This is a genomic window from Marinicellulosiphila megalodicopiae (assembly GCF_045862395.1).
Taxonomy (GTDB): Bacteria; Pseudomonadota; Gammaproteobacteria; order Pseudomonadales; family Natronospirillaceae; genus Marinicellulosiphila; species Marinicellulosiphila megalodicopiae.
In genome coordinates, this window is record NZ_AP023087.1 from 3,796,044 (window position 1) to 3,821,246 (window position 25,203).

General features: G+C 37.8%; 20 protein-coding genes. 8 read left to right on the plus strand and 12 right to left on the minus strand.

Features of this window, described 5'->3' with window-relative positions; translation table 11 throughout:
- Window positions 1-194: 194 nt before the first annotated feature.
- Complete coding sequence (locus TYM08_RS16360; RefSeq protein ID WP_422380222.1) at window positions 195-362, plus strand: hypothetical protein; 168 nt, start codon at window positions 195-197, stop codon at window positions 360-362.
- Between the two features lie 877 nt (window positions 363-1,239).
- On the opposite strand, the gene TYM08_RS16365 is transcribed toward TYM08_RS16360, so the two are convergent.
- From TYM08_RS16365 to TYM08_RS16385, 5 genes are all read right to left on the minus strand, one after another.
- The gene (locus TYM08_RS16365; RefSeq protein WP_422380223.1) at window positions 1,240-2,508 is read right to left on the minus strand and encodes a DUF1552 domain-containing protein; all 1,269 of its coding nucleotides are present in this window, start codon (window positions 2,506-2,508) and stop codon (window positions 1,240-1,242) included.
- A 23-nt stretch (window positions 2,509-2,531) separates the two neighbouring features.
- The gene (locus TYM08_RS16370; protein WP_422380224.1) at window positions 2,532-6,665 is read right to left on the minus strand and encodes a PKD domain-containing protein; all 4,134 of its coding nucleotides are present in this window, start codon (window positions 6,663-6,665) and stop codon (window positions 2,532-2,534) included.
- Between the two features lie 324 nt (window positions 6,666-6,989).
- The gene (locus tag TYM08_RS16375; protein WP_422380225.1) at window positions 6,990-7,121 is read right to left on the minus strand and encodes a hypothetical protein; all 132 of its coding nucleotides are present in this window, start codon (window positions 7,119-7,121) and stop codon (window positions 6,990-6,992) included.
- A 187-nt stretch (window positions 7,122-7,308) separates the two neighbouring features.
- Complete coding sequence (locus TYM08_RS16380) at window positions 7,309-8,535, minus strand: DUF1552 domain-containing protein (protein ID WP_422380226.1); 1,227 nt, start codon at window positions 8,533-8,535, stop codon at window positions 7,309-7,311.
- Window positions 8,536-8,560: 25 nt separating this feature from the next.
- Window positions 8,561-12,628, minus strand: coding sequence for a PKD domain-containing protein (locus TYM08_RS16385; RefSeq protein WP_422380227.1), 4,068 nt, complete (start codon window positions 12,626-12,628; stop codon window positions 8,561-8,563).
- 268 nt (window positions 12,629-12,896) lie between these two features.
- On the opposite strand from TYM08_RS16385, the gene TYM08_RS16390 reads away from it, so the two are divergent.
- A complete protein-coding gene (locus TYM08_RS16390) occupies window positions 12,897-14,672 on the plus strand; it encodes a SulP family inorganic anion transporter (protein ID WP_422380228.1) in 1,776 nt (591 codons plus the stop codon).
- A gap of 374 nt (window positions 14,673-15,046) precedes the next feature.
- On the opposite strand, the gene TYM08_RS16395 is transcribed toward TYM08_RS16390, so the two are convergent.
- Together TYM08_RS16395 and smrA are read right to left on the minus strand one after the other, a co-directional pair.
- Window positions 15,047-15,328, minus strand: coding sequence for an antibiotic biosynthesis monooxygenase family protein (locus tag TYM08_RS16395; protein ID WP_422380229.1), 282 nt, complete (start codon window positions 15,326-15,328; stop codon window positions 15,047-15,049).
- 2 nt (window positions 15,329-15,330) lie between these two features.
- Window positions 15,331-15,915, minus strand: coding sequence for a DNA endonuclease SmrA (smrA, locus tag TYM08_RS16400; RefSeq protein ID WP_422380230.1), 585 nt, complete (start codon window positions 15,913-15,915; stop codon window positions 15,331-15,333).
- Between the two features lie 68 nt (window positions 15,916-15,983).
- Here smrA and dtd point away from each other — a divergent pair, with 68 nt between their 5' ends.
- The 6 genes from dtd to TYM08_RS16430 all read left to right on the plus strand — a co-directional run bounded on the left by dtd (window position 15,984) and on the right by TYM08_RS16430 (window position 20,498).
- Window positions 15,984-16,421: a D-aminoacyl-tRNA deacylase gene (dtd, locus tag TYM08_RS16405; protein ID WP_422380231.1), complete on the plus strand. Its 438-nt coding sequence runs from the start codon at window positions 15,984-15,986 to the stop codon at window positions 16,419-16,421.
- A gap of 79 nt (window positions 16,422-16,500) precedes the next feature.
- Window positions 16,501-17,049 (plus strand): hypothetical protein, encoded by a 549-nt coding sequence (locus TYM08_RS16410; protein WP_422380232.1) that lies wholly within the window; start codon window positions 16,501-16,503, stop codon window positions 17,047-17,049.
- 75 nt (window positions 17,050-17,124) lie between these two features.
- Complete coding sequence (locus TYM08_RS16415) at window positions 17,125-17,568, plus strand: YaiI/YqxD family protein (protein WP_422380233.1); 444 nt, start codon at window positions 17,125-17,127, stop codon at window positions 17,566-17,568.
- A 277-nt stretch (window positions 17,569-17,845) separates the two neighbouring features.
- A complete protein-coding gene (locus TYM08_RS16420; protein ID WP_422380234.1) occupies window positions 17,846-19,963 on the plus strand; it encodes a hypothetical protein in 2,118 nt (705 codons plus the stop codon).
- Window positions 19,964-20,132: 169 nt separating this feature from the next.
- Window positions 20,133-20,258, plus strand: coding sequence for a hypothetical protein (locus TYM08_RS16425; protein ID WP_422380235.1), 126 nt, complete (start codon window positions 20,133-20,135; stop codon window positions 20,256-20,258).
- Window positions 20,259-20,330: 72 nt separating this feature from the next.
- Window positions 20,331-20,498 (plus strand): SEC-C metal-binding domain-containing protein, encoded by a 168-nt coding sequence (locus tag TYM08_RS16430; RefSeq protein ID WP_422380236.1) that lies wholly within the window; start codon window positions 20,331-20,333, stop codon window positions 20,496-20,498.
- Window positions 20,499-20,701: 203 nt separating this feature from the next.
- Here the strand turns inward: TYM08_RS16430 and TYM08_RS16435 are convergent, their stop codons facing one another.
- The 5 genes from TYM08_RS16435 to TYM08_RS16455 form a co-directional block, all read right to left on the minus strand.
- Complete coding sequence (locus TYM08_RS16435; protein WP_422380237.1) at window positions 20,702-21,796, minus strand: ABC transporter permease; 1,095 nt, start codon at window positions 21,794-21,796, stop codon at window positions 20,702-20,704.
- Window positions 21,797-21,828: 32 nt separating this feature from the next.
- Window positions 21,829-22,773, minus strand: coding sequence for an ABC transporter ATP-binding protein (locus TYM08_RS16440; RefSeq protein ID WP_422380238.1), 945 nt, complete (start codon window positions 22,771-22,773; stop codon window positions 21,829-21,831).
- A gap of 13 nt (window positions 22,774-22,786) precedes the next feature.
- Window positions 22,787-23,767 carry an HlyD family secretion protein gene (locus tag TYM08_RS16445; protein ID WP_422380239.1) on the minus strand — a complete coding sequence of 327 codons (981 nt, stop codon included), beginning with the start codon at window positions 23,765-23,767 and terminating at the stop codon, window positions 22,787-22,789.
- Complete coding sequence (locus TYM08_RS16450) at window positions 23,760-24,434, minus strand: TetR/AcrR family transcriptional regulator (RefSeq protein ID WP_422380240.1); 675 nt, start codon at window positions 24,432-24,434, stop codon at window positions 23,760-23,762. The genes TYM08_RS16445 and TYM08_RS16450 overlap by 8 nt, the downstream gene beginning before the upstream one ends.
- Before the next feature lie 271 nt (window positions 24,435-24,705).
- Complete coding sequence (locus TYM08_RS16455) at window positions 24,706-24,996, minus strand: hypothetical protein (RefSeq protein WP_422380241.1); 291 nt, start codon at window positions 24,994-24,996, stop codon at window positions 24,706-24,708.
- Window positions 24,997-25,203: the final 207 nt, after the last annotated feature.

Consider the following 25,203-nt stretch of genomic DNA (forward strand, 5'->3'; position numbering starts at 1 on the left):
AACCAATATCAATATCAATGTAAATCACAATAAAAACAGCGCTCAATCAGACATTGAACAGCTCTACAGCAGGTATTGGAGTGCGTTGCTTAAAAATTTTATAAAACGAATCTAGTGCCATGGGTTTAATGCAAGATGTATTTGTAAAATTGATAAACAACCAAGAGAACCTACATAACTAGGGGCTTTCAAGTTTGTTGTATCAAGTGACAACCAATTTAAGTTTAAATTTTATCTCCAAAAAAAAAGTCAGATCCGATTATGTACAGAATTCCCCTGTGTCAATAGAGGATGAAATTGATGAGCGAAGCGATATTGAATCTCAAGTGATTAATGAATCGGTATTGTTGAGTTATTTATAATATTTTGACGTTAGAACCTGTGAATTAGCCATTTATTATTACATTGACGGTTATACCATTGATGAAGTGGCAAAAATGAAACAGATGTCGAATGACTTAAAAAATGACTTAAAAAATGACTTAAAACAATGACTTAAAACAATGACTTAAAATGAGACTTAAAAAGACTTAAAATAAAGACTTAAAACAGCTTAAAATGACACCCACTTTGACTTAAAATGAGATCGACTTAAAATGAGATCGACTTAAAATGAGATCGACTTAAAATGAGATCGACTTAAAATGAAATCGACTTAAAATGAAAACGACTTAAAATGAGAGACTTAAAATGACACCCCTTTTGTACATTTCTTTACTACAACCTAAAGTAACACTCACTTTTTTATTACTACAACCTAAAGTGACACTCACTTTTTTATAACTGCTTTAGAAAGTGAAGCGCGATAAAGAATAATCACTTGCGGTATTTTAACCAAAAAAAGCTGTTGTTAAGTAGCTAACCATTGATTATTGCAAATTAAGTTACGGATTCAGGTTTAAGCCAATTGAATATCTATCATGGCGAATTTCGTATCATGCTCGGCTTTTTTCGTCGGCATCGGGGATGATATTTACTACCTTTCAAGAAGTCACCAAGCTATCACACTTGATCACCAGCAAATACACATTGAAGATGACGAGCTGTTTGGTTTGGTTTGGTTTGGTTTGGTTTGGTTTGGTTTTTAATTAAAGAATTTGGTCGAATCAAAGTAAATTGTAGATACCTTACATGAATCAATTCTACTATTCAGTACAACTTAATTTATACACCTAATTTAAACGCAAAAAAAAGCCACTTCTCAATTAAGATATAGTGGCTTTTTTTATGAAAAAATATTTATTTCAGCAATCCTCCCGCTGGACCCGAACCGTATTGTGGCATTTGATCTTGGACACCCAGCGCGGCACTTACGGTATCTAATAATTCATCACTACTTGTCACGCTAAAGCCTCGTCCACCTACCATGTTTTTAGTTGCAGTTGCCATAGCAAATGGGGCGTTTGCTTGGTCATGAGCATTACCGTTACCCATGCAGGTTACTTGCAATACTAATGTGGTATCTAATAAACTTGAACCGTCTCCTAGATCTGGATCAGGAGTGTTTTTAAGTTGACTGATCAAGTAAGCAAATCGTTCAGATAAGTATGCTCTAAATTGTATGTAAGGCTCATCTCTGCCGGAGTGAACCGTTGTATGAAATGTACCAACGTCAGGTAATTCTGCTGCATTAAACTCAGCGGCGTCTGTCCCTAATGCAAGCGTCACTAAATTGGTTAGATTACAAGATAATGCCGCAACTAATGTATCAATTTGCATGTTGCAGACCTGGGTAAAACTACCAATTTCTGGTGTACTTCCAGTATTTTCCCAGCCGTAATTATTTTGAACTCGATTTGTACAACCTGCTGGTGCATCGCCTGCGTTTTCTAAGTTACTGATAATTTTTTGGATTGCCGCTTCATGCTGATCAAGTCTTCTGGTCTCTTCAGCTGAAAGTTTGCTCTTAAATGCTTGAATTTCAAGTAAATTGCGTTCAAACGGTTCTCTTATCAATCTAGCATCTTCTGGCACTTCACCAACCGTATCACCAAATAATCGAGTAAAAGCTGAACGTGGATTGTTGGTAAACCCTATGGATTCTTTATTGCGTCGACTGAATCTAATTCCGTCACTTTCAACCCCTAACTGCAACGAAGGAAATGGTGTTTGATCGCCAATGACACCCTCAAGTGTAATATCGTAGGTTTCATCGCTGTTGTTATTACCACCTAATACTCCGGTTCCGCCATCGCCATGCCCACCACCACGAGTGGTGCAACCATCAAAAATCACTAAATTGCCTTTTACCGATTCTAACGGTGCTGCAGACTCACCAAGTGATCCATCACTATTAAATTGATATGTGCCAGGCACACAACCATCAGGAATATAAACGATTACCACTCGTTTGATTCCATTTGGACCAGCAGCAAAACCTGCCCTGCTTGCCATTAAACCTAAACCAAGTGTGCTGGCTTTTAATGCTGATGTTGCTATGCCTGAGCTCGCTACCGTTTTTAAGAAATTACGACGACGAACATCTTGAGGAGTTTTTAATTTTCTCATTTTATATACCTACTTTTAATTTCTTAGTTAGCTTCAACAGATCCAAGGATGTAACCTTCTTTTCTGTAACGAACCATATCTGACAAGCTTAAGTTTATGAACGCCTCTTTAGGGCTGCTTGTTGTATTTAATGTATTTAACATCGATTCTGAAGCACAGATATTATCCTGAATTGCCTCATCAGATAACCTGTATGTTTCGCTTTCAAATGAGAACGCATTGGTGCCTGAGCCTGTCATATAACGGAAACCCATTTCGATCATACATTTTTGTGCTTGTTCTTGAGCGCCACCAGTACCTAAGATTTGGCCTAATTGTTTAGCACCTTGGAATGCAATACGCTCTGAGGTTTCATAGATATCAGAAATACCATATAAAGCAGACTGATGTGTGTCTAATTCAGCAATATATCCAGTAAAGTCTACATCTAGGTTATTGGAAGCATATTTAGTACGCGGTAAACCCACAGCATCAAAATCTTCTAAGCCTACACCTAGTGGATTAATAATATATTCATGGCACGATGCACACGCCTCTAAATCAGTATTAATGTAATCTAAGTGCGCTTGACGAATCAGTCCACCTTCTTCTTCTTTTTTTGCATCAACAATGGCTTGTTGTTGATCACGTATAGCGCCTAAATCGACGTTTGATGGGAATGGAGGAAAATGTTGACACAATAAACGTTCACGAATACGCACACCACGTAGAATCAATTTAGATTCAGTTGGCGCCGTCCAAGCACTTAATAACGCCCCAGAGGTAACAATACCGCCACGTTGACTGGTTGCAGCTTGTACAAATTCATCTCCAGTAACGCCACCTATGCCATAAAAATCAGCTAACACTTCATTTACGAAGGTGTAGTTTGAATCATAAAGCGCAGAAAACGGCACATCATCATTAAACATCACATCGTTAAAGATCTCTCGTACCTCTTGCGCCATGGCCGATTTAACATCATCTGTATATTCAGGGAAACCATCTTTAGCTGCATTTAATACCGCATCGGTAGTAAACCATTGCGCTGCAAATTCACCAAAATGGGCTTTGGCTTTATCGGTTTCTAATAAACGCTCTATTTGTGCTCGAACTTGAGCATCGGTTGATAATTCATTTGCAATTGCTGCAGCAATTAATATGTCATCTGGAGTAGAGCCGGTATAGCTGTAGGCAATATAAGTTGCCATTTCAGCTGGCGTAAGCACGTAAACCCCATCTTCCACATCTGGGACATCAAGCAAAGTAGGAATAACTGGAGCTGCAGCTATTGAAACTTCACCAAGAATTGCATCAGTATTACCCGCTTTAATATTTAAATCGAAACTTCCAGAATCTCCGGAATAAACCACTTCTATTTCTTCCATAGCTTCGGTTACACCTTCCCAAATTATCAATTCACCAACAGATATCGTAGCTGAATTATGACCTGGAGATTGAGCATTCAAATTAACTTTAAGCAAATCATTGCCTGTGAAACTATATGAAATATTTGCTTTTTGGTAAGCCCCGATCGTATTACCACCAGCTAAATCTTGGCCATATTGTTTAAATGCCGTTGATTCAAAAACAGTAAAATTCAATTCAACAGGAATACTTAATTCAGCATTGTATGCCTCATATTCAGTCTTCGTCATACCTTGCTCTGAACGATATAAGAAATTCGGTGACATCAAAGCAGTACGAATCGCTAATTTTAACCCATCTCTGGAATCAGCATTAGTTGCATAATCTTCGTTATTAAACAAACTCACATAGGACACACTTTCAGCAGGAGAAATTTCACGGCGGAATAAGCGAGTCAGTGCTTCACCCACAAAAATATCGGCACAGTTGTTATCATCAATACAGGTTTCCATTCCAACTACTGTTGAGAATTTATCATTAAACAACTGTTTTGAAATACTTTCTGCTGCTGCTTGATAACCTAATAAACGGTTAAAATCGACTTCGGTTTTGCTGTGATTATCAAATTCATAAATTTTGAAATTTTCAGATAATTTAGTTTTATCTACTTCAAAACCTAAAATATCTTTAACTGAGTTTGCATATTCATCGACGGTTAATAACTTCAATTGGCGTGAACCATATTGAGTTTTTGAAGGATTTTCACAACTTGTTGCGATTTCTTCACGCTCCCAACCCATCATAAAGGCTTCAATATCCGCTGCACATTGATCAACACAGTTTCCAGAATTTGGCTCAGGAGGCATCGACCCATCAATTTTATCAAACAAATCAGCCTGGTGATTTAAGTAACGGTTAATTGCAATTTTCTCGACGTTTGCAGTGCCTTCGCCATAAACTAAATCATCATCGCCTTCATGGCACATCGCACATTGCTCAGCATATGAAGTTTCACCTTTAACAGGGTCTCCCACTAATTCAACTTTTGTTGAAATCTCAACCGATGCAGTATCGCTTAACTCACCATCTGACACAGTTAATACAACAGTGTAACGAGCCCCTACCTCAAATGTATGAGAAGGATTAATTGTTGTATCAAGTGGACTAGAATCACCGAAATCCCAACTATAGATTAGTCCATCATCTTCAGGGTCTGAGGATTCTGAAGCATTAAACAAATAGGTTGTTCCTGAATCAAACGCAGAGGATATCACGGCTTCTGGCTTTGTATTTTCTTGATTATTTAAGTCCTCAACATACAACACCATTGCATCCACAAGGTCATTCCACATTTTAGTTTGGTATGCTTTTTCAGGCGTGTCTGATTTGAACACAATTAAGTGTGTACCTAAAATCCCACCATTTACAGGATTCATGAAGTTGTTTTGCCCACCAGCTTGTAGCCAATCTGCTAAACCATTTTCTACTGATACCGAAGTAACATCTGTCGATGCACCCACTTTAAAATCTAAATCGCCATCTTTCGCAGGGCCAGTAGGATAATGGCAGTTTGAACATGGAAAGCTTGATCCACCTTCACTTGTGATAAAGGAATTTATTGATTTTTCAATTAAGTTTTGTCGTGTTTTTTCTTCGGTTGTCACATCAGCGGTCACAGAATGCTCAAGCTCGCCATCGCTTACGGTTAAGGTCACAACAAAATCACCCACGGATGCGTAAGTATGAGTTTCTACTTCATCTCCCATGATGACTTTACCGTCACCAAAATTCCATGCGTAAGTTAAGCTCGCGCCTTCTTCATCAGATGACCCTACTGCACTTACTGTGATTTCATTAAAATATGTATCCATTTGGCCAATCATCGCTACTGGAGCAACATTGGGTATGTTAGATACAACAATCATTCTTTGTGTGGTTTTCACTTCGCCGACACTATCTGTTACTGTTAATTCAACGTTGTAATTACCCGCTTGAGCGAAGTTATTAGTTGGATTTTCTAAATCGGATGTTTGGTTATCACCAAAATTCCATGAGTAAGTTGCTGGAGTGTTAACAAGATTTTCCGACACAGAATTAAATGTTAAAGAAAGTGGATTTTGTGCATCACTTGAATATCCGATAAAAACTGAAAAGCTCGATTCATCAATGTTGTCAACAATTACGTTATAAGTCGTACTTATCGTCGGTGCTTTATTGTTTGAATCTTTTAAGGTTAAAGTAACGGTATAAGAGCCATTAGCTGTATATTTATGCTGAGCTAAACCAATTGAGGTAGACCCCGTATTATCATCACCAAAGTCCCATAAATATTGAGCACTTGATGAGCTTGGAATCATAATATTACTTGCATCAATGGTAACGACGCCATTAGCCCCAACAGTTGGCGTAATCAATGTTGAAGGCAGCGTAAAGGCGACATCTTTAACAACGGCATTGGTCACTTTTACAATCAAAGTCACTATTTTACCTGCTGCATTACCATTTTGATCCGTAATTTGAACACGCACTTCATAATCTTTGTTTTCAGAAAACTCGTGATTCATAAGTGGAATAGTAGAGGTAACTGGATCAGAGCCATCACCAAAAAACCAAGTATAAGTTGGGGACACATCACTTGGATAAGAGATATCATTAATTAAATTAAAGGTAACCTCCCCATTTGAATCAGCAGGTGCCACCATTGTGCTTGGAGCTTCAATAGAACTTTTCGTTTCTAAAGCAACATCTCCACCACAACTTGTTAACCCGATTATCACACTAAGACTGATAATTAAACTTCGGATATTCATATGCATTCTCTCTTTGGAATTTGAAGGTCTTTTAATTACTAGAGGTATTGTAGTCTTTTGTGTTTTTTTAAATTTTGCGTTGACTCTAAAACTAAATCACGTTCACAACACAAACAGCTACTGGTACACAAAACAGGTAAATACGCTCATTATGGGGATGTTATAACGGTTGGGAGGGCGCCATTCAATTGGCTTTTTGTAAGGTTTTGCTTTTTTGGGACGTACTACAGTAATAGTTGAGACCCACTGCTCTAAATCAATAAAACCAACATTTCCTAACAAAACATTGGTTTCTTTTTATATTTTTAAATTTCACTTATTTATTTACAGCTTCAACAACCCTGACACGATGCCACTAGCAAAACTTTTCACTTGATCTTGCACTCCAAGAGCAGCGGATACGGTATCTAATAAATTGTAGTTGCTAGCGTCACTTAATGTTCGGCCTGTATTCATTTTTGAAGCTCCGCCTGCCACGGTAAACGGACAATTCACATTATCGTGGGCATTGCCCCACGCAAAAAAAAAACCAACTTATCTTTACAATAAGTTGGTTTTTTATGTGTATTTTTTGTGCTTCAAATTTCAATAATATTTATTATAAATAATGTTTAAAAATCAAAAAATATTTTGAAAATACTAATTATTTTACAATGCCCGCTGTAGTTGCGCCTGATCCATATAATGAAATTTGGCCAGCAACTCCCAACGCATCAGCAACTGTATTTAATAATGTATTATTATCAGCACCAGAAACGGTACGACCACCAATAATATTAGTGCCCCCCGCAACTGTGAATGGGCAATTTGATCCATCATGTGCATTACCATTACCCATATCCGTTACTTGTAAAATGATGGTTGAATCAATCAGTGGTTGACCAAATTCATCATTTGTCTCTTTTAATACTTTGATTAAATACGCTAAGCGTTCAGTTAAATATTTACGCGCTAAGATATAAGCTGGCGTACCTGAACCATGAATACTGTTATGGTAATCGCCAGCATGGCCAGATTCAGGTACAACATGTTCAGCTTGGTGTGTACCTAATTGCAATGTTGCCACTCGTGTTAAGTTGCATCTAAACGCATTAGCAATCATGTCGCAATGACGATTGGTAATATCGGTAAACGCGCCTTTAGTTGATCCACCAAATGGCGTCCAATCTAAATCGTCACCAGTACAACCTGAAACTGGTTCGATTTGTAAACGGCGCTCTAAAGCTTGAATTGCATTTTCATGCTCTTCCATTCGCTCTAATTCAAATGAACCTAATTTTGATTTGATTGCATTTAATTCGTCACGTGAGCGATCTAAAATACTTTGCGCTCTTGCAACCCCATCAGTACTTGGTGGCTCACCTGCAAATAAACGATCAAATACAGCATTTGGATTATCAGTAAATGACGCATCTGCGCCGTTTTTCTTACTAACTACACCTTGACCTGTATTACATTCAGTACCCACACGCATTGAGCTAAATGGAGTAGTTGAACCTAATACCTCTTCAAGTTGAGAATCCATAGTGTTGCCAGAATCCCCTAAACATTTAAAGGTATTACCATGACCGCCCACATTAGAAGTACAACCATCAAACAAAATAACGTTATCTTTATGAGGCGCTAACGGCGTAGCCGTAGCACCAAAATTATTACCAGACATGGTGTAAGTTCCAGGAGGCGCCCCGTCTGGAATATACACAAATACAACGCGTTTTGTGTCTCCTGTTGCCGCTAACGCAGCTCGGGAATACACTAAACCTGCAGCAAAAGGCAGCGCCTTTAATGCTGCAGCTGAAATACCAGAACCGGCCATCGCTTTTAGAACTTTACGACGCTCTACATCTTGTGGTGTTTTTAACTTTTTCATTTTTATTCCTCTACGTCGTAAACAATTAACGGTTATATTCTTTTCTGAATCGAACGATTTCAGATAAACCAAGATTAATAAATGCTTCTTTTGGATTATCTTCAGCTTGCATCGCTGTATCCATAGAGCTAATTGCACAAGCGTAATTTACTAATTCATCTTCTGCTAACACAATTTTGTCTTCATCGGCATGGTCAAACTTATCAGGACCAGTATCCATCACAAATCTAAATGCCATTTCTTGTAAACAATCACGCGTCACTTCTTCACCTGCAAGGATTTGACCTAATGATTTCACACCCGACAATGCAATGCCGTCAGTGGTTTCATATAAATCGTTAATGCCATATAAATGCGCATTATGCTGCTCGATTGAAGAATCAAATCCTGTAAAGTCAACGGTTAATCCGTTGCGGTAAGTCGTTCGTGGTAACCCGACAGCATCATAATCTTCCAATGCTACACCCAACGGATTGATAATATATTCATGACAACCCTTACACGCATCGACATCTGTATTGATATAGTCTAAATGAGGCTGACGAATTTCACCGTTGTTTTCAGCTTTTTTATCTTCTACTTTTTGTGCTTGAATTTCACGAATTGTATCTAGATTCACATCCGTCGGGAACGGAGGTAAATGCTGACACATTACACGCTCACGAATACGCACAGCACGTTTGATCAAGTGAGATTCTTCAGGAGTTGCCAAAGAGGACAAGAACGCGCCAGAGGTTAAAATACCACCGCGAGTTGCATCTGATACTTTATTAAACGTTGCACCACTTGCCCCGCCAATGCCATAGAATTGCGCTAATACATTATTCACAAATGTATAGTTAGAATCGTAAAGCGAGCTAAAACCTGTGTTGTTAAACATCACATCATTAAAGATTTCACGCGCTTCTTGATGCATCGCTTCACGAACTGCTGGTGTAAAACCTGGGTATTTATCGGCATCTTTGGCAACAGATAATACGTTATCCGTCATTAACCACTGATCCACAAACGTACCAAAGTGTTCTTTTGCTGCGTCGGTTGCCATTAAGCGCTCTATTTGAGCACGAACCGCAGCATCAGTTGCTAAGCCTTCGTTTGCCGCTTCAAGCAAGGTGTCATCTGGTGTATTACCTGTGTAAGTGTAAGCCAAGAAAGTTGCCATTTCGTAAGGTGTTAATGCGTAGGATCCATCTTCAATATCAGGTACTTCAAAGATGACTTGTTCAGCAGCACCAATCAATATCGAATCAACTGTTAAAGTTTGATTTCCGTGTGGAGACTGCGCCTGTCTTACAACAAGTTCAGTATTACCATTTAGAGCATTTGCGCCATTTAAAACAATTTTCACTGTTTTATATCCAGCTTTATCAATCGTTTCTGTATGCAAGAAACCATTACCGTTTGGCACTTGAATCCCAAGCTCTGGCCAAATATTTGGCTGATGTGCTTCAGTATTGATGGTGCCTTTCACTTTGATGATAACTAGATCATTACCTGTAAAATTATGTGAGAAACGCGGCTGGTCGTAACGTGCAATCTCTTGAGAGAATCCTACATCAATAGGCGTACCGGAAATGATATAAACAGGGTCTGAGTTTTCATTAAAATCAATGAACTCGTCTTTAGTCATACCTAATTCAGAACGGAATAAGAAATTAGGAGAAATCAACAAGGCTTGAAGTGCATCTTCATAACTCGACGCTTCAAGTGCTGTGTAACCTGCAACTTCTGTTGAGTTCAAAGGACGTCTAAAAGCGCGACGTGCAATACCATCACTGAACCCTTCATCAAAACCTTTCACATTTGCATAACCTTCAGCGGCTGAATAAGCCACGATTTTCTTAGCAATCGATTCAAAAGCATCTAAACGTGAAGAATTCAATGACGTTTGCGCATGGTTAGAGAAAAAGTGAATTTGATCATCGGCAGGTAATAAACCTAAATCCACATCATAATTAAACAATGTTTTCACTGTGTTTACGTATTCAATTGAAGTTAATAAACGCATTTGTCTAGGACCATAATTCACTTTAGATTCTGCATCTAATGTACAAGAAGTATCTTTTTGCACGCGCTCCCAGCTCATCATAAATGCTTCAATATCCGCAGCACATTGATCCACACAATCACCAGAATTTGGCAATGGAGGCATACTTGTATCAATTTTTTCAAACAGATCAGCTTGATGATTTAAGTAACGGTTAATTGCAATTGGCTCAACTGGCGCAGTGCCTTCACCGTAAACTTCATCATCGTCACCTTCATGACAACGCGCACAAAGTTGAGCGTATCGGGTTTCGCCCATTGCTAAATTGCCATTTAACTTAACTTTTGTTGAGATTTCTACAGAAGCCGTGTCAGTTAACTCACCATCAGAAACCGTTAACACAACTGTGTAACGCCCACCTTCTGGAAATTCATGAGATGGATTAACTGTAGTATTAAGCGCAGTTGCATCGCCAAAATCCCAGCTATAAGTTAACGCTTTACCTTCTGGATCAGAAGAAGTTGAAGCATTAAATAAATAGGTTGTGCCTGACTCAAACGCAGAAGTAATGACTGCATTGGGTTTTGTGTTTTCTTGGCTATTTAATTCCTCAACATACAACACCATCGCATCTACAAGGTCGTTCCACATTTTAACTTTGTAGGCCCCTGCTGTTGTGTCAGATTTCAATACAATCACGTGTTCGCCTGTTGCGCCGCCAGTTACTGGATTCGTAAAGTTGTTTTGCCCACCAGCATTTAACCAATCGACTAAACCGTCTTCTACAGATGCTGAAGTTACAAGGCTTGCTGCTCCACTTTTCAAGAACAAATCACCATCTTTAGCTGGGCCTGCCGAATAGTGGCAGTTTGCACATGTAAAAGTTACTCCGCCATTAATAAACGAAGCTATCGAGTTTTCGATCAAGTTTGCACGAGTTTTCTCTTGTGTTGTCACATCAGCGGTTACAGAATGCTCAAGCTCTCCATCACTTACGGTTAAGGTCACAACAAAATCACCCACGGATGCGTAAGTATGAGTTTCTACTTCATCACCCATGACAACTTTACCGTCTCCAAAGTCCCACGTGTAAGTTAAGCTCGCGCCCTCTTCATCAGATGACCCTGCTGCACTTACTGTGATTTCATTAAAATATGTATCCATTTGCCCAATCATCGCTACTGGAGCAACATTGGGTACATTAGATACAACAATCATTCTTTGTGTGGTTTTCACTTCACCTAAGCTATCCGTTACTGTTAATTCAACGTTGTAATTACCCGCTTGAGCGAAGTTATTAGTTGGATTTTCTAAATCGGATGTTTGGTTATCACCAAAATCCCAAGAGTAAGTTGCTGGGGTGTTAACAAGATTTTCCGACACAGAATTAAATGTTAAAGAAAGTGGATTTTGTGCATCACTTGAATATCCGATAAAAACCGAAAAGCTCGATTCATCAATGTTGTCCACAATTACGCTATAAGTCGTACTGATTGTCGGTGCTTTATTGTTTGAATCTTTTATGGTTAATGTAACTGTATATGTTCCATTGGCAGTATATTGATGTTGCACTAAGCCAATAGAAGTAGATCGAGTGTTATTATCACCAAAGTCCCATGTGTATTGAGCACTTGATGTCTCTGGAATAGTAATATTGGTTGCATCAATGGTAACCAAGCCTTTAGCCCCAACAGTTGGCGTAATCAATGTTGAAGGCAGCGTAAAGGCGACATCTTTAACAACGGCATTGGTCACTTTTACAATCAAAGTCACTATTTTACCTGCCGCATTACCATTTTGATCCGTAATTTGAACGCGAACTTCATAATCTTTGTTTTCAGGAAAATCGTGATTCATAAGTGGAATAGTAGAGGTAACTGGATCAGAGCCATCACCAAAAAACCAAGTATAAGTTGGGGATACATCACTTGGATAAGAGATATCATTAATTAAATTAAAGCTAACCTCCCCATTTGAATCTGCAGGTGCCACCATTGTGCTTGGAGCCTGAATCACACTTTTAGTAGTGTCTAATTCCACTTCTCCACCACAACTTGTTAACCCAATTATCACGCCAAGGCTGACAATTAAACTTCGAATATTCATATGCATTCTCTCTTTTTTATGTCACGCAATCACTTTCATGACTGCATTTGTTTACATTTCAAGCAACTTTATACCACTGCAACTAGATGCAATCTGTTCCTTGAATGTAAACAATTTCAAAACTTAGGATTAGTTCAAAGTTTTACAAAGTGATATATAAAAATGCACAAATTAACATGGCGTATTCCTTTTGCTATACTATCCATTCCTTTAACCCCACCTCTGAGCTGTTTTTTTTGACACTCCGGACAACTAATAGAATCCAAGCATGTTTTATCAACTTTTTAATAAACCAAGAAATCTAAAAAATGACGTTTTATCGGGCCTTACTGTCGCCTTAGCATTAGTGCCAGAAGCCGTAGCTTTTGCCTTCATCGCAGGTGTGCCCCCTCAAGTAGGGTTATGGGCTGCATTTATGGTGGGATTAGTGACCGCTGTGATTGGGGGTCGACCAGGTATGATATCAGGAGCAACGGGTGCACTGGCTGTTGTAATGGTTGGGTTAATGGCCAGCGCCAGTTATAAATTTGGTGCCGATGTGGCGATTCAGTATTTATTTGCAACGGTACTTTTGATGGGATTTTTCCAAATCATGGCTGGTGTATTTAAGCTTGGAAAATTCATTCGAATCGTTCCTCACCCCGTAATGCTGGGTTTTGTAAACGGCCTCGCAATTGTGATTTTCTTATCGCAAATTGGACAGTTTAAAACCCCTGACTTTGGCATCAATGAGCTTTCTTCATCTTGGCTTGCTAGCACCGAATTACTTGTAATGGGCGGATTAATCCTATTAACCATGGCTATCATTTATTTATTACCTAAATTAACCAAAGCATTTCCTTCTACTTTGGCAGCCATCCTTATCGTTTCGGGTTTAGCAATTTCATTACAACATTTCGCTAACATCAGTACACCTAATGTGCAGGACGTGTTAGTAAATATGACAGCAAAAACCAATGAAATGAAAGCATTCGAGCAGGAAATCCCTCAAGAAATCAAAGAGCTACAGCAAGCAGGCATTGCATTAAATGATCAACAAAAAGCCAAACTTGCAAGCATTGAAAAAGCCATTGTGGATTTAAATATTTTACAAAACGTACGCGATGACGCTCAAAACAATAACGCCAACACCTTTGGCGCGACGATTGCAGGCTTACCTGCTATTGGCTTACCCGATGTGCCTTTTAATTTCACAACACTTATGTTTATTCTGCCGTTTGCTTTAATTTTGGCTGCAATTGGTTTGATCGAATCATTATTAACCTTAACGTTAATTGATGAAATCACTCAAACTCGCGGTCGCAGCAATCGTGAATGCGTAGGTCAAGGAACTGCAAACGTATTTAGTGGCTTAATTGGTTCAATGGGAGGTTGCGCAATGATCGGGCAAAGTATGATTAATATCAGCTCAGGTGGACGCGGACGCACATCGGGCATCGCAGCAGCAATATTCCTTTTAATCTTTATTTTGTTTGCTTCAAGTTGGATCGAAATGATTCCGGTTGCTGCATTAATTGGTGTGATGTTTATTGTCGTTATTGGCACATTTGAATGGGCAAGCTTACGTTTATGGAAAAAAATTCCAATGTCAGACTTCCTAACGATTTTTATTGTCGCTTCGGTTACCGTTGCATTTGATTTAGCCATTGCTGTATTTGTAGGTGTGATAGTAAGCGCATTAGTATTTGCTTGGCAGCATGCAAAACGCATGAGAGTGGAAACCAAAATGGAAAAAGAGGTAAAAATCTATTTACCAAATGGTCCATTATTTTTTGCCGCTGTGCATAATTTTTCTGAAAATTTCACACCAAATGATGACCCAGATGAAGTAATCATCGACTTTATTAACTGTAAAGTAGTGGATCATTCCGCCATAGAAGCAATTGATTCAGTGGCAGTACGCTATAAAAATGCAGGTAAAAATCTACATTTAAGACATTTAAGTGCTGACTGCAAAGCGTTATTACAAAGCGCAGGGGACATGATCGAAGTGAATGTTTTAGAAGATCCGGCATATTATGTTGCGGATGATAAATTGGCATAACTCTTTAAGTTTAATTCTTTCGTCCATGAAAGAATTAAACGCTTCTATCGGTCATATCGAAAAAGCGTGGTTTTTCTTCATCCCTCACTGCGCTCTTTAAGTTTCATTCTTTCGTCCATGAAAGAATTAGACGCTTCTATCGGTCATATCGAAAAAGCGTGGTTTTTCTTCACCCCTCACTGCGCTCTTTAAGTTTCATTCTTTCGTCCATGAAAGAATTAAACGCTTCTATCGGTCATATCGAAAAAGCGTGGTTTTTCTTCATCCCTCACTGCGCTCTTTAAGTTTAATAAGAAAACTCGACTAAAGTCGGATCTACAAACAAAAAACTCGGCCTATGCCGAGTTTTTTATCTAATAACTAGTGGATTGATTTTAATATTTTAAAACCAACACTCTTTCTTGTTCAATTAACAATGGCTCAAAAAAACTGATCGCCACATTACGCTCCGCTGAGGACGCCCATGCTTCCCAATCATGAGTGCTTTGCCAAGTGGTAATAATCACTCGATGATTGGCTTTACCTCTTACAAACAACTGTTCGCTTGAAATATAACCCTTACATAACAACACAGCAGATAACATTTTTTGTGCTGCCAAATCGTATGCTTGTTCTTCTCCAAATTGAATTTTACGCTCAATCATAACTTTGATCATAACTACTCTCGCCCCTTACTGTAATGCAATTTATTTTCTAATTTTTTTTGATCGCTTTTACGAAGCATAATGTATACCGCTCCGTTACCGCCGTGCTTTGCTTGAGCACTATGAAATGCCAGCACATCACTTAATTGCGGTAACCACGCATTAATGCAGCTTTTTAGCATGGCTTTGACTTCACTATGTGACGCCTTACCGTGTAAAATCAATGCCGACCGCACATTAAATTTAATACAATTTTGCACAAAGTTGAACACTTCTGTTCGAGCCTGCACCACTTTCATGCGATGTAAATCCAAACGCGCTTCAATCGGATACTGACCTAGACGAAATTTTCGAAACACCTGATTGCCAATCCCTTCTCGTTTAAAACTTAGTACATCTTCAGGATCAACCATAATAGTTGGCTGCATTGGCAAATGATTGTCGTCTTTTAACTTATCCGATTGTGCAAGTTCACGTCGAACTGAATGATTTTGTGCATTATTCGACTTTTTAGCCTGCGCTAAGTTCACCTTACCTTTTGGTTGATGGCGAACCACATCTTGCATTTCTTGCAAGAACAGCGACTTATCGTCTTCCATCTTCTAAACCCATTGCGACAATAAAGCGCAAAGAATACCATTGTGTGAAATACAGGGGAATGACAAATATGAACATATTGATCCAAAGAGTCCAACACGCATCCGTAACAGTAAATAATCAAAACATTGCACAAATCCAACAAGGCATACTTTTATTCATCGGATTAGAAAAGACCGATCATGCTGCGCTGATCGAAAAGGCCTGCAAAAAAGTATTAAATTACAGAATTTTTAACGATTGTGATGACAAAATGAATTTAAATGTCCAAGACATTAAAGGCGAGGTATTAGTAGTTTCTCAATTTACTCTTGCCGCTCAAACCTCCAAAGGTCTTAGGCCTGGGTTTTCTGACGCAATGCATCCAGATCAAAGCTTGCCCATGTTTAATAAAATAGTTGAATGCTTTAAAAGTAAATACCCTAAAATACAAACTGGAGAATTTGCCGCCGATATGAAAGTTGAATTACTTAATGATGGACCCGTAACGTTTATGCTGAATTTTTAAAAAAAATAAATAACAATATTCATATCCAAGTCATATATAAGGTATTAAACTACGCGCAATTTTATTGGAGAGAAAAAACATGAAACGTTTAAGCATAATACTTTTAGCCAGCTTTGCACTATTAACTACTAACTGCGCAAGTTTATTAGAAGCAAAATTATTACCCCCAACTTTCAAATTTAACCACTATAAAGTGCGCGATATCACTACCGAACAAGCCGTATTAGAAATTATCGTTGATGTAAACAACCCTAACTCATTTACCATTGAAGGCATGTTAGTGGATTATGACTTATCCCTAGAAGGCCGTGAATTTTTACAAGGCGACGGCATCAATCTTGATTTAATTAGTCAAGGACAGTCAGAATTAATACTGCCAATCACGATTCAATACAGCTCATTAATTCCAGTAATGAAAGGCATAGGATTTTCGTTATTAGAAAAAGAACCAACAATCGACATTAAAACCGACTTACTCTTCCATGGTCAGGTTGCAGTACCAGCGGCTTTAGGCTTAAAACTAAAGACAAATGTAAACCAAGCGCAAACCTTCCAAGCGGACATTCCCATTCCAAAAGAAGCGATCAAAAACAAAGCAGCAGAATTATTAGATATTTTTCTAAATTAAGATTAAAAAACAAACAATCAAAGGGCATTAAGTTGCCCTTTTTTTATCAACAATTTTATAAAACAGAGATTATTTATGGCACTTTGGATCGACGCTGACGCATGCCCAAATCAAGTTAAAGAAATTATGTACAAAGCAGCCAATCGAAAACAACTGCAATTAACCTTAGTGGCCAATCAATACATCAACATCCCAAAATCCCATTTTATTAAAATGACACAAGTTGAATCAGGGTTCGATGTGGCCGATGATTTTATAGTTGAACACGTACAACCTAACGATTTAGTGATTACCTCAGACATTCCCTTAGCCGATGAATTAATCACAAAAGGCGCAAAAGTATTAACCTCACGCGGCGAAGCCTTTACAGAACAAAACATCAAACAAAAATTAAACATGCGCGATTTTATGGAAACCATGCGCTCAAGCGGCATTCAATCAGGAGGCCCTGCTCCATTAAATGCACAGGACATACAACAATTTGCCAATGCATTGGATCGGTATTTGAGCAAGGTATAAACAACTAAGATAGTTTCCAGCAACCCTGTCGTCTAAAAAAACGCCGAATTAGTGAGTTTTTGTCTCTTTTTTAAAATTTCGTTTCTATTTTTTATTTAGTTTAAATCAAACCGATAATCTTTTTGGAATTTATGGAACAATTTAATGAATACTCCGTGTTGTTTTTGTTCTTTGGTTTTCTCGTTTTGCTCGAAAGTATTCTCTTCAGATATCCAGCGCCTTTGATTTTTTTAGACCTAAAAAGAAAAATGAGAAGAAAAATTGGGTGTAAAAGTGGGTGTCTGTTTTGATCGGTGATAGTCAATGTGAGTACGAACAAAATGAACAATTGATTGTGAATTCAGGAACCCCTGTTATTAGTTTATTAGATGCCATAAATAACTGTTTAGTGGACGCGAACTTTACGAATTTACGTAATTGGAGTGAAGCACAATCGACATTAATTTATGAAATAATAGTGGCTGATGATGATACTAATTTTTTAGCTAATTCAATTGCACAAGATTTAGACACTGACTTTGCTGTACTGTTAAAACGAGGTGAATCTGAAGTGGCCTCTGGTTATTCAGTTAACGGTAATTTTGATATTACAGTGCATACGTATCTTGATGCAGGCACTTACACACTTGAAATAAAACATACTCATTCAAACGATATGATTCCTGATGTATATCTTCAAATACTTTCAGAAAACACAATGGTTAGTTTTTTAGAAGAAAAAGCACCACCTGCTATTTTGGCGCAACAACATATTAGCAAAGAGATTGTCTACGAATTAACAGTGAGTGATTCAGCTGAATTTTATTTTGATACAAATTTCTCAGCTAATTATTTTTATTTGGATTATTTAATTGCCAATGCAAAAGGTGTCACATTATTTGATCATTATTTTGATGCGAGTAATTTAAGTAATGTCATAACATTAGATGCGGGTGCCTATTATCTTTATATGCAAGACGTTGATAGCGAATTAGATTTTTTAATTAAATCATTTGTTGATGTAGATGTTACGTTCGCTGAAACTATTAGCTACCCTGAATTAGTGACAAATAAAACAGCACACAGTGCAATTTTAGATACTGACTATACAGTGGCGAATTATACAGCAGAAATCAGTGAATCAAATTATAGTGCGATTGTGGATGCAACAAATGAAAATCAAAATCAAAATTTAAATTTGTTAAATTCATTATTAGTAGGGGAGCCTACCACAACAACAACCACTGAAGGTGCAGTTGAAACCACAACCCGAACATATGCTTGTGAGGTGTCTGGTACGATTAGATCTAGAGTTATATTGACAGATGGCACATTGACTATGCAGGATTATTTAACTGAAAATTGTGAGCAAAATTCAGGCGTTGTTGAATATTATTATCAGTTAGAAAGTGAAGATAATATTGAAGCGGAATATTACAGTTACACCCAAGAAAATGGTTTACATATTACCGTCGACAAAAAAGACTCTTCTAATCATTCACTTTCAAATGAGATATATATTGATTTAGAAGGGCTGGGAAGTTTTTTTGTAAGATCGCCGGAATATTATGATAATGCGAATTATTTTGGGAAAAACGATTCATATTTATTTGTTGGATATTCTCGTGAGGAATTAGTTGATGATAAAATTTGTCACAGTATTACCCTTGCCAAATACGACTTAAACGGAACAAATTTTGATGAAGAAATGAGTGAACAAAATAATTGTGTAGAAGACTTTAATATTGAAGTCACTAATGCTTGGTCACAACCAGAATCAATGTTGGAATTTTCATTAATAGTGGCACAAGACAATACTGACTTTTCAGCTTTCTTTGGTACAACTGAGCAGGATTACAAATTAGATATTAAATTAGTTGATAGTGCTGGTGTAAACATCATTACTCAAAAGGGTTATGGGCAAGATGTAATTTTTGCAGATAATATTTTAGCAGCGGGCACTTATCAATTATTTATTTCAAATACTTATTACGACTATCAAGAAGTGAGAAGTGACGTTTATTTCCAAATTAAAGCAGTGGGTGCAACATTAAATTTCGTTCAAGAATATTTAAAACCAGAGCCTGAAGTGGCTTCAATTTTAGATGTTGAATTGAAAGGTTATGACACCACATCATTTCAAATTGAAGTGACGTCTGAAGCATATTTTACAATTGCTGCAACCGCACATGAAGGCGACTATTTGAGTTTAACAATATACGATCAAAATAATTATGCTGTACTTAGTTCGATTAAATACGGAGAAAATAAAGCAAGTAGTATACTAAAAGTAGGGACATATACATTGTCGCTATACAGTTACAATTCTAATGATGATCTTGTGGATGTTGTTATAAAATCTGACACGGCTGGTTCTGCAATTATTACAGAAGAAGCAGAAGTAGTGATTAATTAATATAAAAAAGCCCATAAAAACGCGCTGAATTTAGCGCGTTTTTTTGCCTGAAATAAACGTTGAACAGGTATTTGAATGTTGATCGTTTTGTTAATCAACGTGGATTCAATTATTATATGTATCGATGCTTTAAAAGCCATTATTAATGAAATTAACAATCGGAAAATATATGAAAATCTTTCAACTAAATCTTAACTCTAGCCGTTTGTTATTAGGTGCATTGCTGTCTAGTTTGATGTTAATGAGTTGTGGTATTGAATTGACTGGTTCTAAAGAAATTAGGGTCAAATCTTAACTTTAGACTTCACGATCTTCGAACTGATGTCCGAAGTCAAGTTTTGAACCCGCTTAATTCATAGGAAATAATATGAATACCCATGTAATCCACGAAACGAAACAAAAACAACCTTGTTGTAGTAATTCAACCTGTTCAATCAATCAGGGAACAATAAAACGTACCGGTGAAAAAATGGGTAGAAATGCTATTTGTCATTGTGGTAGTAATAAAAAATTTAAAAAATGTTGCGGGAAATAAAAGACCGACTACAAAGAGACGATGACTACAAAGGACTACAAAGACACACAACCTAAGCAATAAAACGTCACAAAAATAAAATAGCGTTTTTACCTCCATAAACTATTATTTAACTAAGAAATATTAAATAAATAACTGTCTAAAGTAGGTTTTTTTATGCCAATTGCCTAAAGGCATGACCTACGAGAACCCATGTTTTTAAATCAATCCAAAGTACGCTTATAACGCAATATCGCAACCGTCCCAACCACCAATATAAACACACCTAACGCCAGCATCTCATTTTGCACCTGTGCAAATCCAGATCCTTTTAACATGATCCCTCGGATGATCCGCAAGAAATGGGTTAAGGGCAATACCTCACCAATGGTTTGCGCCCACACTGGCATACCTCGATAGGGAAACATAAAACCCGATAATAATATCGACGGTAAAAAGAAAAAGAAGGTTAGTTGCATGGCCTGCATTTGTGATTTTGCTATGGTTGAAAATGTAAAACCCAAACATAAATTCGCCAGAATAAATATCGACACGCACAATGCTAAAAATGTAATAGAGCCGACAAACGGCACATCAAATAATAATTTTGCTGCCACTAATACCACTAATGTTTGTACAGCCCCCACTCCTACATAAGGGGTAATTTTTCCAATCATTACCTCTATAGGCTTGGCTGGCATGGCTAATAAATTTTCCATGGTGCCTTGTTCGGTTTCTCTGGTCATGGCCATGGATGTGATCATTACCATGGTCATTGTGATGATGACACCCAATAAACCTGGGACAATATTATATTGGGTGATGCCTTCAGGATTGTATTTAGGATGCACCACAATTGAAAACGCGCTGGGTGTGTTTTGCAAATAAGACAAACTGCCTTTTAACTCTTCTGCCAGTGCTTGGTTTAATATCGTGTTTAAAAAACTGATGGCGCCCGATGAGGCTGAAGGATCAGATGCATCGGCTTCAACTAATAACTCTGGTCGCTCGCCTCGTATTAAGTTTTCGCTAAAACCTTTTGGAATAATCAACACAAAGGCGACTTTGCCTTCTGCTAATAATTGCTCAGCTTTGTCGTGATTTAATTCGTTGTATTGCAAATCAAAATATTGAGAGTGGCTCATTGCATGAATTAATGTGCGTACGATTGGGGTTTGTTCTTCGGCGACTATGGCGGTGGGTAGGTGTTTTGGGTTTGAGTTAATGGCAAAACCAAATATCACTAATTGCATGACAGGTATGGCAAACATAAATGCGAAGGTCATTTTGTCACGACGCATTTGAATTAACTCTTTCATAAAGATGGCAAAAATTCTGCTTAGTGCGCCCATTATCCGTGCCCTCTTTTGTCGCCACCAGTTCGTTGTGTTAATGCAATAAACACATCTTCTAACGTGGGTGACACTTCTTGCCATTGAATGTCGTGAATATTTAATTTAGTTTGCGCTTGCTCAATGCCTTGTTTAATAAGTGTCATATCGTGACCACTGACATGTAAGGCGGATCCAAAATACGACGCTTGTTCGATATTGGTATTGTTTTTTATTTCGCTTAATAACGCCCTTACTTGCGAGCCAACGCCTTTGATGGTGACTAATTCTGATTGATCAATAATCTGTTGTACCGAACCTTTGGTGATTAATTCACCATAAGCCAAATACGCAATTTGGTCACAACGCTCAGCTTCGTCCATATAATGTGTGGACACCAAAACAGTCATGCCGTCTAAACTTAAGCGATGTATTTCGTCCCAAAAATCGCGGCGTGCTTGTGGATCCACCCCTGCTGTGGGCTCGTCCAGTAATAATAATTTGGGTTTATGCATGGTGACTGCGGCCAAAGCCAAGCGTTGCTTCCATCCGCCAGACAATGCTCCGGCTAATTGTTTTTGTCGATCAAACAAACCCAGTTTTTTTAAGGTGTCATCAATCACTTGGCGTTTGTTTTTTATTTGATACAGTCTTGCCACAAACTCTAAATTTTCACGAATACTTAAGTCCGACCAAAAAGAAAACCTCTGTGTCATGTATCCGGTTTGTCTGCGAATTTGCTCAGCGTCTTTTTGAATGTCTAATCCTAAACACGTGCCATGACCTTCATCGGCATGCAACAAACCACAAATCATACGAATGGTGGTGGTTTTACCTGAACCGTTAGGACCTAAAAACCCCCATACTTCGCCTTTTTTTAATTGCAGGTCCACAGAGTTAACAGCAATTTTATTTGCAAAGCGTTTAACCAACCCTTGTACGTCAATGACATATTCTTCACTCATAATCATTTCTCAATTAATTAAACGTGACATCTACAGGCAAACCAAGAGGCAAAGACATATCTGGCGATGAAATAATGGCTTCTAATTTAAATACCATTTTTTCGCGTGAATCTTTTGAATAAATAACAGGCGGTGTAAATTGTGCTTTTGTGGCTATATAGCTAATGCTTGCTTCAATAGGCTTAGCGATACCATCGGCATGTACAAATACTTTTTTACCTAATTTCATTTGAGATAACAAAGGTTCTTCAACAAAAAACTTTACACTTAATTCATTATTAGGAACGATGGCAATTAATGGCTGCCTTGCAAAAATATGTTCGCCTTTTTCATAATACACATCAAATATTTTACCGCTAAAGTGCGCCACTATATCTCGCTGTGATAATTGCCAATTTAATTGCGCCAGTTGTTGTTCAATGGCTGATTGATTTGCTAACGCGCTTTGGGTCACACCGTCTCGTGCAGGTAAATTCGCCGCACGTATTTTTGCTTGAATGGTATTTACTCTTGCCTGTGCGGTTTCAAATTCTGAGGAGGCCACATCACCAATGGATTTTGAAATCAATCCTTGTTTTAATAAATTTTGTGTTCGTGTTAATTCTTTTTGTTTTAAATCCACAATGGTTTGAGATTCATTTAACTGCGCTTTTAACGAGTCTATTTCGTCGTCACGCAAACCTTGTTGGCTGTCTTTAACTAATGCTTGCGCTTGATTAATTCGTGCTTGTACTTCTTTTATTTGTAAGTTAATTAATGTTTTATCTAATTCAAAAACAACATCCCCTTCTGACACCACATCGCCTGCTTTAACATTTTGCTTAACAATTAACCCTGCTTGTTGCGAATTAACGTATCGGTAGTCTGCTTCGATATAACCTATTAAAACCGAATCTTTTTCATTAGACTGACAACCTTGTAGCAACACAATCACACAGGCAAACAACGTAACTAATATTAAATGGACAAGTTGTTTATGCTTACATTTATTCATGACTTTGCTCCAAAGGATGTTTGATTCCGTTTAGGAATATTTGTATGTGGGTTTCTAATAATTTTTTTGCGTCTAATATTTGGTTATCTGTTTTTTCAAAAACGGTTTTCCAAATGGCTGTAAATATCATCGGCGCGATCACTAATTTTGCGACCAAGTGGGGGGCATCAATATAAAACTCACCACTGTCTTTGCCTTGTTGCAAAATGCTTTCAATTAATGCGAGTCCTTTTTTAATTAATGACTCACGATACAACGTCACCATATCTGGAAACGCGCCACTGTCTGCAATTAAAATTTTCATTAATTTTGGCAACTGACTACCGTTTAAATGCGATGCAAACTTACTCATAATTTTAAGCATGGCGTCACTTGCGCTGTCAGTTGTGTTGAGCAATTGTTTCATACCCTCTAACTTTGGCTGCGCCATCTCTTCAATTAACCCCACAAACAACGACTCTTTTGAATCAAAATACAGATACAACGCCCCCTTAGTCATGCCCGCCCCTTTGGCAATATCATCAAGCCGGGTCGCTTTGAAGCCTTTTTCAAAAAAGGCATCTAATGCCACATTTAAGATTTCGCTTCGACGCAAAGCCTTTGACTCATCACTTCGAGCCCTTGTATTTACTGGGCTTGTGCTTTTTTGTTGGTTTGATTCGTTCATATATAAACAACTAACTAACTGACTGGTTAGTTAGTTATATTAGCCCAGAAAGGCAAATCGGGCAATTGGATATTTGTGTGTTTTTGCGATTCACAGATGATTTAGGGTTGTTTAAAAATTAGGGTCAAATCTTGACTTTAGACTTCACGATCTTCGAACTGATGTCCGAAGTCAAGTTTTGACCCCGCTTAATTGTTTTGACCCCGCTTAATTGTTGACCCCGCTTAATTTTAGGGTGAATTTTTAAAAGGTGCAGTGACATGAGGTTATTTTAAGTGTCACTGTTTTCCGGCTTATTGAAATGAGAGATTAAGCAACGATAGTATTCACCACCCACATCATTTCGTACAAGACCACTTTCAACAGCATTAATAAATTTTTCTGGCAGGGCACAAATGCCAACTGCTGACATTAAATTTTGTATTTTTTCCATTTTTTTATCTGTTTCCATTTCTATTGCCGATGGCGAGCTTGTGTCACCTCCCCAACCTTTATCATTAAAAATACAAAGACTTTTAACCTCCTCAATTAAACTTTCCTGATCTCTTAAAGAATTCAACATTTATTTCGGTCCTCAAATCACTTATCGTTCTAATAATCCGCACAAAAAAGCGCGGGGGATTTGTGTATTCATCGCGAAAAAAAATTAACGCGACGTGTTTTTCGTCGGTTTTAATTTTTTTATATTTTTTAAAAATAAGTTAAAAATTAGGGTTATATCTTGACTTTAGACTTCACGATCTTCGAACTGATGTCCGAAGTCAAATAG

Bases quoted from the DNA above. Each gene is read 5' to 3' on its own strand.
- TYM08_RS16375 (WP_422380225.1), bottom strand. From the start codon at position 7,121: ATGAATACAGGCCGAACATTAAGTGACGCTAGCAACTACAATTTATTA.
- TYM08_RS16365 (WP_422380223.1), bottom strand. From the start codon at position 2,508: ATGAGAAAATTAAAAACTCCTCAAGATGTTCGTCGTCGTAATTTCTTA.
- TYM08_RS16370 (WP_422380224.1), bottom strand. From the start codon at position 6,665: ATGAATATCCGAAGTTTAATTATCAGTCTTAGTGTGATAATCGGGTTA.
- dtd (WP_422380231.1), top strand. From the start codon at position 15,984: ATGAACATATTGATCCAAAGAGTCCAACACGCATCCGTAACAGTAAAT.
- TYM08_RS16450 (WP_422380240.1), bottom strand. From the start codon at position 24,434: ATGAACGAATCAAACCAACAAAAAAGCACAAGCCCAGTAAATACAAGG.
- smrA (WP_422380230.1), bottom strand. From the start codon at position 15,915: ATGGAAGACGATAAGTCGCTGTTCTTGCAAGAAATGCAAGATGTGGTT.
- TYM08_RS16390 (WP_422380228.1), top strand. From the start codon at position 12,897: ATGTTTTATCAACTTTTTAATAAACCAAGAAATCTAAAAAATGACGTT.
- TYM08_RS16380 (WP_422380226.1), bottom strand. From the start codon at position 8,535: ATGAAAAAGTTAAAAACACCACAAGATGTAGAGCGTCGTAAAGTTCTA.
- TYM08_RS16445 (WP_422380239.1), bottom strand. From the start codon at position 23,767: ATGAATAAATGTAAGCATAAACAACTTGTCCATTTAATATTAGTTACG.
- TYM08_RS16430 (WP_422380236.1), top strand. From the start codon at position 20,331: ATGAATACCCATGTAATCCACGAAACGAAACAAAAACAACCTTGTTGT.
- TYM08_RS16385 (WP_422380227.1), bottom strand. From the start codon at position 12,628: ATGAATATTCGAAGTTTAATTGTCAGCCTTGGCGTGATAATTGGGTTA.
- TYM08_RS16395 (WP_422380229.1), bottom strand. From the start codon at position 15,328: ATGATCAAAGTTATGATTGAGCGTAAAATTCAATTTGGAGAAGAACAA.
- TYM08_RS16415 (WP_422380233.1), top strand. From the start codon at position 17,125: ATGGCACTTTGGATCGACGCTGACGCATGCCCAAATCAAGTTAAAGAA.
- TYM08_RS16410 (WP_422380232.1), top strand. From the start codon at position 16,501: ATGAAACGTTTAAGCATAATACTTTTAGCCAGCTTTGCACTATTAACT.
- TYM08_RS16440 (WP_422380238.1), bottom strand. From the start codon at position 22,773: ATGAGTGAAGAATATGTCATTGACGTACAAGGGTTGGTTAAACGCTTT.
- TYM08_RS16455 (WP_422380241.1), bottom strand. From the start codon at position 24,996: ATGTTGAATTCTTTAAGAGATCAGGAAAGTTTAATTGAGGAGGTTAAA.
- TYM08_RS16425 (WP_422380235.1), top strand. From the start codon at position 20,133: ATGAAAATCTTTCAACTAAATCTTAACTCTAGCCGTTTGTTATTAGGT.
- TYM08_RS16435 (WP_422380237.1), bottom strand. From the start codon at position 21,796: ATGAAAGAGTTAATTCAAATGCGTCGTGACAAAATGACCTTCGCATTT.